Below are 14,130 nucleotides of genomic sequence, written 5' to 3' on the forward strand. Positions count from 1 at the left end.
TCTCTCCTATCGTCTCCTGATGATTTTTGATAATGTATTCCCTGCTGTCTGAAGTCCCTGCACCATCACGACTAAAATGATGACGGTCACAATCATGACGGATGTTTCGAATCGCTGATATCCGTATGCGATGGCGAGATCTCCGAGGCCACCGCCTCCGACTGCTCCGGCCATGGCCGATGCACCGACAAGGCCGATGGTCGCGATTGTGATATTCAGGACCAGTGTACTCAGTGCTTCCGGAATGAGGATCCCGAAGATGATCTGCCACGGCCCCGCCCCCATGGACTCCGCCGCTTCAATGACCCCCGGCTCCACTTCAAGGAGCGAGCTCTCTACCAGTCTCGCAATATACGGTGCCGCAAATACGACAAGCGGTACGACCGCTGCCGCCGTTCCGATCGACGTTCCCACTACCAATCTTGTAAAGGGGATGATGGCCACCATCAAGATGATGAACGGGATCGAACGAAACACGTTGATGATGCTGCTCAGTACTGAAAAGACGGCTTTATGTTCGAGTAAGTGCCCCTTTCTCGTCACCACGACGATGATACCGAGGGGAAGTCCAATCAATGTTGCGAACAGAAGGGAGAATGACACCATCGCCAAAGTATCCCATGTCGCTTCAATAATTCTTGGCCAGAATAATTCCCAGTTAACTTGCACGCTTCTCCACCTCGCTTACGAATAATCTGTTCTTCCAATATTCCAGGATCTCTTCTGTTTCCTTCTTGCTGCCGATGATTTGTACGATGAGATTCCCGAACGGCTTGCCCTGGAGTTCCGTGATTTGGCCGAATAATACATTGATATGGGCATTGAATTTCTTTGCCGTTTCGGAAAGGATCGGCGTGCCTGTCGAATCCCCCTTAAATATGAGGCGGCAGATGCGCCCTTCCTTGCTGTCGTTCAATTTATCAAGAACCGATGCCGGCAGCTGATCATTCATGACACTCTTCACAAAGTTTCTGGTTGTCAAGGTCTGCGGGTCGGAGAAGATATCGAAGACGCTTCCCTCTTCCACGATTTCTCCATTTTCCATGACCGCGACCTTATCACAAATTTCCCTGATAACCCCCATTTCGTGGGTGATCATCACGATCGTAATGCCATACTCCGCGTTGATTCTCTTTAATAAGTTCAGAATTGATTCCGTCGTCTGTGGATCCAAGGCGGATGTGGCTTCATCACAGAGCAGAATCGAAGGAGACGTCGCCAGGGCCCTTGCTATCCCCACCCTTTGCTTCTGCCCTCCAGACAGTTCATCAGGATAATGCTTCGCTTTATCTTCGAGTCCGACAAACGCAAGCAACTCCTTTACTCTTTCGTTGATTTTATCTTTCGGCCATTTTGCCAGTTTCAGAGGATAGGCGATATTCCCTGCCACCGTCCGGGATTGAAACAGGTTGAAGTGCTGAAAGATCATCCCGATACGGTGCCGCTCTTTCCTCAAATCGATGGGCGACTGATCTTTCAAGCTGCGACCCTCTATGAAAATATCTCCTGAAGATGGTTTCTCTAAAAAATTGAGACAGCGGACAAGCGTACTTTTTCCAGCCCCACTGAATCCGATCACCCCATAAATCTCTCCCTTCTTCACTTCAAAGGAAACATCCCTCAAAGCAGTGAAGGGGCCATCCTTCGTCTCAAATACTTTCGTAACATTCTGAACTCTGATCATACAAGACTTGCTCCTTTCGTTATGTATTCTTCCTGATGCCTGGGTTTTATGGACATGGGTGAAAATAAAAAGTGCCCCCCTTCATAAGAAGAGAGGCACAAATATGTATATGTCCCGCTCTTCTCATCTTTCAAGTCATATGACTTGATGGAATTGGCACGGTATTCATTTAAGAACCCGTTGCCGAGGTATCGCAGGGCCAGTCCCTCCACCTCTCTTGATAAGAAGATATCGCTTTATTAAGTTAAAGTTATGATGCGTTTAAGCATTAGGGTAATGGTAAAGGATTTGAATTGGTTTGTCAAACCTGTTTTTGAATATTTTGTATTGTGTAGGTCTATTCAACTAGGGTCACTTTAACCAGTCTTTAATTGGCCAATATATTCATTTCGTTTCAATTCACTAAGTTACTAGAAGAAAATATTTCTATTATTCTGCCCAACCACAAAAAAATAGCAGTGATTGAAAAAGAGACTTATAGTTAATTCCCATTCTTATGAAAATCGGAGAGATCTTAAGTTTGGAGCAAGTAGCATGGTGATTTTCACTTTTCATTCGTATGTGAATTCTGTCTTAATACAAGTCCGTTATGAAACTTTCCAGATGCTTTGCGAGCAACCAGTGATGTTTTATTCATTCAAGAAATGGGAATATTACATTCCATTGCCCTCCGATGAACGGCAGGGGTAATGTTTTCACTTAAAACGATAATCAATCAATGAAACTTAAGGAGGCTATTTTTACTATGAGTCGTTTTACAATTCCACGCGATATTTATTTCGAAGAGAATGCACTTGAAGTGTTACAGTCTTTTGAAGGTAAAAAAGCCGCACTTGTTATTGGAGGAGGTTCTGTTAAACGTAACGGAAACCTCATCAAGGTAGAGGAACACCTGGCAGCTGCCAATATAGAAACAAAAGTACTGGAAGGCTACAATACAGAGCCTACTTTTGAAATGGTCAAAAAAGGAGCAAAAGAGCTGGATGAGTTCCAGCCGGATTGGATAATCGGAATCGGCGGAGGATCGGCGATGGATTCTGCAAAAGCGATCTGGCTCTATTATGAGCACCCGGACCTTGCTTTTGAAGATGCCATTAAGCCATTCGAACTGCCGCGACTTCGCAATAAAGCGAAATTTGCCGGTATTCCGACGACAAGCGGAAGTGGTTCGGAAGTTTCCAACCTTTCTGTTCTGGCCGATGAAACCACGAACGTGAAATATCCAGTTGCTGACTTCGAACTAACACCGGATGTCGCCATTATCGATCCGGTTATGATTAAAGAACTGCCGAAGCACATTGCTGCTTATACCGGCATGGACGCATTCACGCACTCCATCGAAGCATATGTAGCGAAACCGCGTACCATGTATACGGATATCCTGTCACTAGGCGCAGCTGAAGTGATAAAGGATAACCTTCTTGCTTCTTATCAGGGCGATCAGGAAGCCGCTAAGAAAATGCACACCATTCAAGCCATGGCAGGCATGGCCTTTGCCAACGCTGTACTCGGTAACGTGCACAGCCTTGCCCACAAAAGTGGTCCAACGTTCGGCATTCCGCATGGCTATGCCAATGCGATTTACCTGCCTTACGTCATCCAGTTTAACCGTGAAGTCGTGGAAGATCGCTTTGCTGAAATCGCCCGCCGTCTGAACCTGAAAGGAAATAACGATACAGAATTGACTGATTCTCTTGTTGAATATATTTATCAATTGAACAAAGACCTCGGTCTTGCGACTACCCTTCAGGACTACGGTGTATCCGAAGAAGAGTTCAACAAGCATGTTGATACAATGGCTGAAAATGCTATGGAAGATCCATGCACAGGCACCAATCCACGTGAGACTAGTCAAGAACAAATGAAAGAGCTATTTAAAGCCGCTTACTATGGCAAGGAATCTTTAGTGAAAGCGTAAAGATCAATTGAACAAATAAGTAAAGCAGAGCTTATGGGATTTCCCGGGCTCTGCTTTTTACTAGTGAACATGATTCTTTCCCCAGTGTTACTAGTCATCCCAGCCGTCTTCTCTTGCTCTTTTTTCTTTCTGATTTACGGCACTCTGGGTGATATTAGGTAGGCACGATAAGCAAAGGTCTACCTTAGATTATTCCTCTCACCACCTAAAAACAACTATGCTATACTAAAAGAAAAACAATATTCAGACTATTAAAAGGGGCCAAGTCCATGAAACCAAACATTATCGACATCGTCCAATCCCAGGTCATCGCTTCCATCAAGGAAGAAAAAGACTTGGATAAAGCCATACAGTCAAACGCCAACATCGTGTTCATCCTTACGGGCAATTTGATTTCGATGAACGGCTATTTAAAAAAGCTGAAGGAAGCCGGTAAAACTACGTTTATCCATATTGATTTCATCGATGGGTTGTCCAATACGAAGAGTGCCATTAAATACATAGCAGAAATATGGAAACCCGCTGGCATCATTACGACGAGGAGCAATTTGATCAAGTATGCAAAGGAAGAAGGTTTGATGACAATCCAGCGTCTTTTTCTCATCGACCGGAATGCCCTTGAGAAGGGGATTGACATCTCCCATAACTGCAAGCCCGATGCCATTGAAGTCCTTCCTGGTCTGATGCCTTCTGTCATTGACAGGCTGACTGCAATGACTACCCTACCCATCATCGCTGGTGGCTTGATCAGTAATAAGCAGGATATTCTGAATGGACTGAGTGCCGGCGCCCTCGCTATTTCTTCCGGGGATCCGAAGCTTTGGAATTTGGATGTTTGACTAGTAAGGACTGGAACTCCTCGAGTTCCAGTCCTTTTAGGTCCCTACCTTTTTTTCTGCATCGCCGTCTGATTTTCTTTTTTTCCCGATCCACGGGAGGCGAACCCGTACGATTGTGATCTCCCGTTCTTCAAAGATGTTTCCTATTTTCGTAATAATGAAGGTTACCAGTGTGGCAAAGATGACGAGGGAATAAAATCCAGCTCCAATGCCGATACCGACTCCCCCCACGTAAAAAATCATCGCTGCTGAAGTGAGTCCTTTCACCCTCAATCCGTCCTTTAGGATCACTCCTGCACCAAGGAACCCAAGGCCGGAAACAATCTGCGCTGCCAGACGGAAAGGATCCATCATCTTACCACTCCCCGGTTGACTGAGCATCTCAGCGCCTTCGATCGAGACGATCGTGATCAAGGTACAAGCCACTGATACATATGTGTATGTTTTTAAACCAGCGGGCTTATTTTTGGATGTCCGGTCCCAACCTATGATGAATCCTAATATTGCGCTCACGACAATTCGGAAATAAATATCATGCTGCCAGAAGAACCTCGTTACTTCATTCATGTAATTCGCCATACCCTCTTCCTCCTTAAATGAAAAAGAGACCGCGCCACAAAACGAATTGATGATTTCTCCACAGTATTGTGAAAAAAATCATACCATTCGCTTCATAGGGGATCTCTTCTACTCTTCCTACCAAGCTTCATCTTATTCCTTTCATCATACACCAACTTCCTCTTCATTTCAATGATATATCTAAAAATTCTAAATATACACTAAATTAAATCGAAATGCCCATTTCCTAAATCGTGGGTCCATTGTATTATGGAATTAAACAGTGAATATAGTGGGTAGAGATGAGGAGAACCCTGTGTCAATCGTGTGTACGGTCATCGTGCACTCCATTGCCATGGGGTTCTTTTCTTTTTTACATAAACAATAGAAAAAAGGAGGAAATGATGTTGAAAACCAACTCAATCACCCGGATAGCCGCCTTTCTTGCTTTCGCCATTACAGGACTTTTACTGCTTCAGGTCCACAACGCAAGTGCGCAAGAAACCACCCCGCCCCTTATCATTACGGAAATCGTCACCAAGTCTGCTGGGTCAGGACAGCCCTATGAGTACGTCGAAATCTATAATACCACCTCAGAAGCCATCAACCTGCAGGACTATCAGCTTCAATACTTCACAAGTAACTTCTCAAGCCCGGCCAACCGCTGGCCCATCGAAGATAAAATCATCCAGCCAAAAGATTCCCTCGTCCTATGGTTAAAGAAATTGGCCTATCCTGATGTACCCCTTTGGGAGTTCAACTCCAATTATGAGATGAACCTAACGCCCGAGGATGTATACGAAGTCAAGCTGACCTCTTCCGGGCAGGGATTGCATGACAGCAGCCTGCGTCAGGTAGGAATTGCGAACGCAGACGGCACAATCCTCAGTACCGCTCTCATCAATGATGGAGAAGTCGACGGCATCACGAACCGGAGCATCACGTATCAGGCCACCAGCTCTGGTGCGATGACAAAGATGAAAAACGATGAACAGCCGACTCCAGGCGTCGTTCTGACCGGACAGGTAGCTGGTCCCTCGACACCTGCAAACCTGAAGGCAACTCCAGCCAACCAGTCGGTTACCCTTGAGTGGGAAGCGACAGACGGTGCCGTTTCCTATCAAATCTACCAATCTGATGGATCGATTACCTCCACGGAGGCTGCCAAATCAATCATAAATGGATTGGAGAATGGAAAGACCTATACATTCCGGGTGACATCCGTGGACGCAGAAGGAAATGAATCCCCGGCAACAAAAGAAGTCCGGGCCGTCCCACAGGAAATCGTGGACAGCGAAGCCCCAGCCACGCCTTCCGGATTGAAAGCAACTCCAGGCAAGGATCATGTCAAGCTGCTTTGGAATGCCAATCCTGAAAGTGACCTTGCCGGATACCGCGTCTACATCAACGGGACGCTTTACGGCACAGTTGATGCTGACCAAAATAGCATGAACGTATCCCCTCTGGAATTGAACAGGGAGTACTCTTTCAAAATAACGGCAATCGACCAAGTCGGAAACGAATCGAAACCTACCAAACCACTCGTCACAGGTCCGAGTGAAAACGTCCCGACACCAAACTTGCTGATCACGGAATTGATTCCGAATACAGATAACTATGCAGGTTATGATGCATTTGAATACTTCGAGCTTTATAACAACAGCCCGGACCCGATCGATTTGAAAGGATATCGGATCGCGTCCTATAACTGGGACAAAGAAATCGGGGACACTCATATCTTGAAGCCATGGGATACGGTGGTGATTTGGACCAGAAACACTGCCATCAGCCCTATCTCCCTTGAAGCGTTCAACTATAACTATTTTTATTCTTATAGTAGTAAGTATCTTCAGGAAGAGGATATCATTGTCCTCGGTGATATCGCCGGCCTAGTCAACGGCGGCAATACACTGACCGTTTACGACCCTGATGGAAGGGAAGTAGTAAGGGCCGATTATTCAGGAGAGGACGTTTCCCTAAAACAAACCGTCACCTATTCCTATCCAAAGGATAATACCCGGACGATGGAAAAATTGGCAGCGGGTCAAAGTCCGACACCTGGATGGGTCATAGAAGATCAAGCACCGGATCGTCCCGTGTCAGATGAAGCAGCACCGCAAACACCGACCAACGTGAAAGCCACTGCAGGCAACGGGGAAGCCGTTTTAACATGGGACGCTTCCAGTGAAACCGATCTATATCGCTATCACATTTACAAAGATGGAGAACTTGAATATTCCGTCGATCCATCCCAGACCGACTTTACTCTTTATACGTTAGTGGGCAATCAAACATACACGTTACAAGTAAGCGCAGAGGATATATCAGGAAACGTATCGGAGAAATCAGAGCCTGTAACCGTCACACCAGATCACCAGCTCATCACCCAGGTTGAACGTTCGGAACACGCGAAAGACCCAGCCTACCAGGACCTGTGGGATATCAGTACCGACGGCCCGGTGATTGCCGGACTATCAGAAGGCCTCGTTCCACAAGGATTGACCTATTATCAGAAAAAAGACTGGCTCCTTACCATCGGCTACGTCGATGATGGGATCCGACCGGGAACTATTACCGTTACAGACCGCAGAACGGGACAATTAGTGAAATCCGTTGTCCTCTACAATACGGACGGCACACCGTATACCGGACACGCAGGCGGAGTGACCGTCAGTCGTGATCACGGCTGGGTCGCATCCGAAAATCATTTATTCAGCTTCGATCTAAGCGATCTGGTCAATGCACCAAACAACGGGGAAATCCAGTTCACCAAACAGATCCCCATCCCTGTCGAAGCGGCTTACACCGTCTATGATGAAGGCATCCTTTGGGTCGGGGAATTCTATGAAGCAAGCTCCTATCCGACCGACCCAACTCATCACATCGAGAACAGGGACGGAGAAATGCATTACGCATGGATGATCGGATTCGATCTAGAACGAAACAACGACATGCTGAGTAAAGAGCAGTGGAATGGCTCACCTGACATCAACGCCGTACCGGATTACGTGTTATCAACGACAGGAAAAGTCCAGGGAGCCATCATGCAGAAGGCAGCAAGAAACGGTGTCACTCTCAGCACTTCTTACGGCAGGGCAAACGACAGTGTTCTGTATCGCTATGAATATCCGTTGAAGGAAGAACCACATGCCTATGCCACAGTAGAAGGAAAACAAGTTCCATTATGGTTCCTGGATGGTCACACGGCCAAACCACGCCAGAGTGTCGAAGCCATCCCAATGCCTGAGGGAATAGTGGAAATACAGAAAGAACTCTACGTCGTATTCGAATCCGGCGCCAACAAATACCGCTACACCACCACCTACCCGATGGACCGGATGCTTAAGATTGATATGAAGAAGTTGATGAAGGATGATAAGGGGATTGAGTAATATAAAGTCGTCATAGAAGAGAAGGATCTCAGTGAGTGAAAAAACCAGACCTAAATGGATCTGGTTTTTTCTTATGGCGTTAAGACCTCTTTAATTGAATAATTTATACCAATACAAAGTGGTTTCAATATTAGGGTTATAGGACTGCTTCAATGTATCAACTCCACCTAGTATGAATCCTTGTTTTAGATAAAATCTGCATGCACCAAGATTATCATCTTGTGCTTCCAGGGACATTCCTATAAGTCCTCTTTGTTTCGCCCAGTCCTCAGCTTTATTTAATAGCAGCTTTCCGACTCCACTGCCTCTATACTCTTTCTTCGTAGCAATGTTTTCAATATAACAGAAGCGATTCCAATCCTTCATTACCCTAATCTGTCCTATGCAGGTATTATTCATATAAGCTAAGAACAACGCTTTATCCTCTTGGTTTATATATTGGCTCCAATCAAGGTTGTCATCTGGAAAACGAATATCTTTGGTTTCATCAAATAGTTTTTCTTCAAAAGACCATTTCCCTGATTGAAAACTGGGTACAAGCCTTCCAAACACTTTAAAAGAATCATTTGTTTGATTGATGTCATCAATTAATTCATCCTTTAATGGAGAAATGACGATTTTATCTTCACTACCCAATAGTACATACTTCCTTTTATGATGTTTTGAAACTATATTAGTTAAGGATCATTCAACCCCATCATCCAAAGTGATTATGAAAATACCAAACAATAAGAACCATACTAACAATTCCCCATACAGTGGCACTCGTTATCCACCAAATGATGGATTTAGCTTTCACTGAGCTCTTCTCATCTTCCGAATTTGCTTTTAAATATGCGAGCTTATTTTCCATACTTGTTTTCATAGAAGTGAGCACAATATATCCGATTATAATGAAGCCAATAGTGATCCAGAGTAATAAGTCCACTTGATATACCTCACTTTGTTTGGGAATTAGTTTTCCCCTTCAATTATCCAGCCCACCCAACAATTTAATAAGGGCAAAAGTCGGATCAAATAGTTGATCTTAAGTTATTTGATATCTAAAGATCACGCATGTTCCAAACAACTTCTTCTCCATCTTCTTTCCAGGTACTATGGTGGCGTATGAAACCAATCTTTTCAAGAACTCGAAAGGAAGCAATATTCCAAGACCCAACAGTAGCCCACAGACGTTTACGCCCAGTTGCGCCCGCAGCTTCTATAATTGCTGATGCAGCTTCTGTTGCATAGCCTTTCCCGTGGACACTTTTGAACAGTTCATAAGCAATTTCCGGCTCTTCTATAGTAGAACGACCAATAATTAATCCACAATACCCAATCATATCTCCTTCATTTTTGCGTCGGATTGTAAGTGCACCTATACCACTTTCCAGTGCTCTATCACGTAAACTGATAACATGTTGGCGTGCATCTTCAAGAGTTGGCTTATCAACTCCACGTTCCCCAACAAGTTCCCTATACCAAAATGCATCTGATTCCTCCCATATACTCAAGTAAAGCCGTTCAGTCATTATTTCAAAATCCATTATTGAGAATCCACTTGTCATCTGATAACCTCCTTGTCGATTTTTTTGGGGAAGGGCTATAGGAAAAGGCAGAGTAAAAACCGTCTCCACTCTACTCTTAAATCACACCAAAATAATTAGCAGCAGATATAGCAGTGTAAATATCTCTTCACTTTACAGTAAAAAGTTTTAAAATCAGACCTAAAATGGATCTGGTCTTTTTGTCTATATTCCTTCTTATGCTGTTAAAACCCTCTATAACCTAAAAACAATTTTTAATCATATGTTTTCTTTTTTCAGTATATTTCACTTCATACGCCTCAATAAGTTAATTCCATTATTTTCAAAAGGGGTCATCACTCTACTCTGCGCCGTAGCTCAATCTTAAAACAGTTGTTCTTTTTCATTAATACAACATATGGTAAAATCATATTAGAATATTTTGAATAATGTCGCCTTCATTGTTCTAGTGAAGAACAGATTAATTGCTATATACATCACGTCAAAATAAATTTTGAACTAGGGATTATCTATTTAAGGAATTACATTGGAGGGAATAGAAAATGGATGTAAGGACGGTTTTGTTACAGCAATGGGCAAGCTGCTTAGATCGAGAAGACTGGTTTCCACCACTTGAAAAAGTTCTGGAGGATATCACCTTAGAACATGCCATTTGGAAACCAGCTGAAGGGGCCCATTCCATTTGGGCATTATTGTGTCATTTGCTTTTCTTTGAAAAACGAATTCTGTTACGATTTCTTGGTGAAACAGCCAATGAACCACAGGCAGAAAATAATGACGCTACATATCAATTACCAACTGAAACATCTCAAAATTGGCAGAAAACAAAACAAGAATACTTCCATGTTCATCGTGAACTAGAAAAAATCCTAGCAACATCAGAACTAGAAGATTTGTATAGAGAAATCCCTGATGAAAATCCATTAATGATTGAACTGAAGAGTTTAGCCATGCACGACGCCTATCATATTGGACAAATTGTATTCCTCAGTAAAATGCAGGGAGTTTGGGCAGCAAAACGCAGTTTTTAATGTAAACAAGGGACGTGCTCACTCTACTTCAAAAGGGTTATATCCAAAGAAAAATCCGAACGGTGATTCAAAATTCTTTAATGAAAATCGAATTCGTTCGGATTTTATTATTGTTTGTTAAAAATTTTACCGATATCAAATCCCCTTCAACGCATCCTTATACCGCTGATAATAAGCCTCCACATTATTCAACAGCAACAACTCTGTATACAAATACACCTTCATATTAAAATCATTAAAATCAATCGCAGTCAGTTCCTGTATCTTCTTGATCCGGTAATTCAACGTATTCGGATGGATAAACAGTTCGCTTGCCGTCTGTTTCCCCTTCCCATCATTCGCCAGGTACACTTCAAGCGTCTTCAGTAGATCTGTCTGTTTTTTTACATCATTCTTAATCAATACCAGCAAATCATCACTATAATAATCCTTTGAAGTGTTTTTCTCATAGAGCGTCGGCAAGTACCGATAAATACCCAGATGAGCGAATTCCCGTGGCATGGATTCAGGACGCGGGCTGATGAAGTTAGCTGTTTCAATGACTTCTGATGCTTCCAGGAAGCTTTTTCTCATTTGATATAACGTGGTGTATTCCTTCCCGATCCCGATCAGGAAGTTGTAGAATTCTTCTTCTCCTGTTTGCTCTTTCACCTTTTCGACGAGGTCCCTCGCTAGTTCCAGGGAAGAAGACGGTGTGTCTGCTTTGCCGTAGAGAACGAGGATCACCTGGTATTCCGTTCGTAATGAATACACCTTTGTGTTGAAGCTGGATTCCTGGACGAGCTTCTCCAGTTGGTCGAGCATAGGCTTATAGTCCGACGATGCAATCGAGTACACCGCTACCGTGAACCGTTCCGGCAGGGTCAACTTGACGAGGGACGCATCATGGCGGAGCTGGCTTTCACTTCCGTATTCGTGCTGCAGGAGATGCCACAGTACTTCTTCTTTTCTGTCCTTTTTGATATTGACCTTCGCGTACATATCATTGATCAGGTTTCCAAGATGTGCGGAGATCTCTTCAAGGAAACCGAGCTCTTCATGTTCGAGAAGGCGGTTGGATTCCTGAACCCAGATGTATCCCATCGTGTTTCCCAGATATTTTGCGGCGATGACGACTCGCTGGTGAAATCCTAGCTCTTCCATCGCCTGCACCCGGATCGGATCCGTATGTTTTTCGAGCTGGTGGACGATTCCCTCTTTTTTCAGTCGGTCGATAATAAAGACCGGACATTTTTTCGTAAGGATCGTCTTTAGCTGTGTTTGGTCGAATTTATTAGAAGAGGAACTATATGAAATCAGCTCGAAATTTTTGTTTTCGATGATGACGGGATTGCCCAGTTTTGAGCTGATCAATTCCGTTGCTTTATGAATGTCTTCTGTTTGGAGGATGATATCTATTGCTTCCATAGGAATCTTACCTTTCCACGAGTGTTTGTGACTCCTATTATAGCGTTAAATCCCCCAATAAAAAATGAAAAGCTCCCCCATGTCGGGAGAGCTTGTCGTATTCGATTTATTCCTCATCCATAAACGGATAAGTAATATCGGTTGTTGGCGCGAAGTTTTCTTTGATGATACGAGGACTGGTCCAGCGAATCATGTTGAAAACAGAGCCTGCTTTATCGTTTGTACCAGAACCGCGTGAACCGCCGAATGGTTGTTGGTTGATCACGGCACCTGTTGGTTTATCGTTGATGTAGAAGTTACCAGCTGCACCGGATAGACGGCGTTCCAAGTGCATGATCGCTTCACGATCCTGTGCAAAGATCGCACCCGTTAATGCATACATGGAAGCAGTATCCACTGAAGTAAGGGTTTCTTCTAATTGATCGTTTTCATATACATAGATCGTTAATACCGGTCCAAAGATTTCTTCGGTCATCGTTTTGAAGTTTGGATTCGTTGTCACGATGACAGTCGGTTGAATGAAGTATCCAACAGAATCATCATACGTACCGCCCGCAATGATTTCAGCTTCTTCCGAATCAGCCGCATAGTCGATGTAGCTTGTGATGGAATCAAAGGCAGGTTTATCAATGACCGCACCCATGAAGTTCCTGAAGTCACGCACATCCCCTACTTTAAGCTTCGACGTTTCTTCCACGACACCATTTTTTACTTCTTCCCACATGCTTGCTGGGATGTAAGCACGGGAAGCTGCTGAACATTTTTGACCTTGGTATTCGAATGCACCACGAACAAGTGCAGCGACTACTTTGTCTGCTTGAGCTGTTTCGTGAGCGAAGACAAAGTCTTTACCGCCAGTTTCCCCAACTAAACGAGGATATGATTTGTAGTTAGTGATATTTTCTCCTACTGTTTTCCAGATCGTCTGGAACACGCTTGTTGATCCTGTGAAGTGGAATCCTGACATACGTGGATCTGTTAACACCACTTCAGAAACTTGTGAACCGCGTGAAGGAACAAAGTTGATAACGCCCTTAGGCAGTCCAGCTTCTTCTAGGATACGCATGAAGTAGTAGTTTGATAGGATAGCCGTTGTTGCCGGTTTCCACACAACTACGTTCCCCATGATGGCAGGAGCTGATGGCAGGTTACCACCGATCGCTGTGAAGTTGAATGGAGAGATCGCTAGTACGAATCCGTCTAATGCACGGTATTCTAAACGATTCCAGATGTTTTTCATGCTGTCCGGCTGCATTTGATAGATTTGGTTGGCATAATCAACGCCAAAGCGTAGGAAGTCAGCTAATTCTTGTGCTGCATCGATTTCCGTTTGGTATGCTGTTTTAGATTGCCCCAACATCGTAGCCGCGTTGATAACATCACGGTATGGACCAGAGATTAAGTCAGCCGCTTTCAGGAAGATGGATGCTCTGTGCTCCCATGGCATATTGGACCATGATTCCTTCGCAGCCATTGCTGCTTCTACTGCATCACGAAGCTCTTTTTCACCTGCTTGTGAATAGGTAGCCAATACATGTTTGTGATCATGTGGCATGACCACTTGCTTCACTGTATCTGTCTTGATTTCCTCGCCATTGATGATGACCGGGATCTCAACCTCAAGCCCAGCTTGGCGCTCTAATTCAGCTTTTAGCGTTTCTCTTTCTTTCGTACCTGGGGCATATGTATTGCCAGGCTCATTTGTCGGTGTTGGGATGTTGTAAATTCCGTTACTCATTCTCTTCACGTTCCTTTCTGATTTCATTCTGTCT

Annotated in this window: 12 protein-coding genes and 1 riboswitch; of the genes, 4 read left to right on the forward strand and 8 right to left on the reverse strand. The window is 44.1% G+C overall.

The window, feature by feature from the left end:
- Positions 1-6: 6 nt before the first annotated feature.
- A complete protein-coding gene (locus P8596_RS18315; protein ID WP_060674923.1) occupies positions 7-669 on the reverse strand; it encodes a methionine ABC transporter permease in 663 nt (220 codons plus the stop codon).
- Positions 659-1,684: a methionine ABC transporter ATP-binding protein gene (locus P8596_RS18320; protein WP_279724591.1), complete on the reverse strand. Its 1,026-nt coding sequence runs from the start codon at positions 1,682-1,684 to the stop codon at positions 659-661. The genes P8596_RS18315 and P8596_RS18320 overlap by 11 nt, the downstream gene beginning before the upstream one ends.
- Before the next feature lie 120 nt (positions 1,685-1,804).
- Positions 1,805-1,911, reverse strand: a riboswitch (SAM riboswitch).
- Between the two features lie 518 nt (positions 1,912-2,429).
- On the opposite strand from P8596_RS18320, the gene P8596_RS18325 reads away from it, so the two are divergent.
- Both P8596_RS18325 and P8596_RS18330 read left to right on the forward strand, forming a co-directional pair.
- On the forward strand, positions 2,430-3,602 hold the full coding sequence (locus P8596_RS18325; protein ID WP_279724592.1) for an iron-containing alcohol dehydrogenase: 1,173 nt from the start codon (positions 2,430-2,432) through the stop codon (positions 3,600-3,602).
- Positions 3,603-3,871: 269 nt separating this feature from the next.
- Positions 3,872-4,441 carry a glycerol-3-phosphate responsive antiterminator gene (locus P8596_RS18330; protein WP_279724593.1) on the forward strand — a complete coding sequence of 190 codons (570 nt, stop codon included), beginning with the start codon at positions 3,872-3,874 and terminating at the stop codon, positions 4,439-4,441.
- Positions 4,442-4,477: 36 nt separating this feature from the next.
- Here the strand turns inward: P8596_RS18330 and P8596_RS18335 are convergent, their stop codons facing one another.
- A complete protein-coding gene (locus P8596_RS18335; protein ID WP_481900343.1) occupies positions 4,478-5,008 on the reverse strand; it encodes an MgtC/SapB family protein in 531 nt (176 codons plus the stop codon).
- Between the two features lie 392 nt (positions 5,009-5,400).
- Here P8596_RS18335 and P8596_RS18340 point away from each other — a divergent pair, with 392 nt between their 5' ends.
- Positions 5,401-8,391 (forward strand): lamin tail domain-containing protein, encoded by a 2,991-nt coding sequence (locus P8596_RS18340; RefSeq protein ID WP_279724595.1) that lies wholly within the window; start codon positions 5,401-5,403, stop codon positions 8,389-8,391.
- 90 nt (positions 8,392-8,481) lie between these two features.
- Here P8596_RS18340 and P8596_RS18345 read toward each other — a convergent pair whose 3' ends face one another.
- The 3 genes from P8596_RS18345 to P8596_RS18355 form a co-directional block, all read right to left on the reverse strand.
- The gene (locus tag P8596_RS18345; RefSeq protein WP_279724596.1) at positions 8,482-9,027 is read right to left on the reverse strand and encodes a GNAT family N-acetyltransferase; all 546 of its coding nucleotides are present in this window, start codon (positions 9,025-9,027) and stop codon (positions 8,482-8,484) included.
- Between the two features lie 61 nt (positions 9,028-9,088).
- Complete coding sequence (locus P8596_RS18350) at positions 9,089-9,319, reverse strand: hypothetical protein (RefSeq protein WP_279724597.1); 231 nt, start codon at positions 9,317-9,319, stop codon at positions 9,089-9,091.
- Positions 9,320-9,434: 115 nt separating this feature from the next.
- Positions 9,435-9,941: a GNAT family N-acetyltransferase gene (locus P8596_RS18355; RefSeq protein ID WP_279724600.1), complete on the reverse strand. Its 507-nt coding sequence runs from the start codon at positions 9,939-9,941 to the stop codon at positions 9,435-9,437.
- Between the two features lie 521 nt (positions 9,942-10,462).
- On the opposite strand from P8596_RS18355, the gene P8596_RS18360 reads away from it, so the two are divergent.
- Positions 10,463-10,951, forward strand: a complete 489-nt coding sequence (locus tag P8596_RS18360; RefSeq protein ID WP_279724602.1) for a DinB family protein — start codon at positions 10,463-10,465, stop codon at positions 10,949-10,951.
- Positions 10,952-11,086: 135 nt separating this feature from the next.
- Here P8596_RS18360 and P8596_RS18365 read toward each other — a convergent pair whose 3' ends face one another.
- Together P8596_RS18365 and pruA are read right to left on the reverse strand one after the other, a co-directional pair.
- On the reverse strand, positions 11,087-12,358 hold the full coding sequence (locus tag P8596_RS18365; RefSeq protein ID WP_279724604.1) for a PucR family transcriptional regulator: 1,272 nt from the start codon (positions 12,356-12,358) through the stop codon (positions 11,087-11,089).
- Positions 12,359-12,464: 106 nt separating this feature from the next.
- Positions 12,465-14,096 (reverse strand): L-glutamate gamma-semialdehyde dehydrogenase, encoded by a 1,632-nt coding sequence (gene pruA, locus P8596_RS18370; protein ID WP_279724606.1) that lies wholly within the window; start codon positions 14,094-14,096, stop codon positions 12,465-12,467.
- Positions 14,097-14,130: the final 34 nt, after the last annotated feature.

Source organism: Rossellomorea sp. DA94 (genome assembly GCF_029834455.1).
In the GTDB taxonomy this organism is placed as follows: domain Bacteria; phylum Bacillota; class Bacilli; order Bacillales; family Bacillaceae_B; genus Rossellomorea; species Rossellomorea vietnamensis.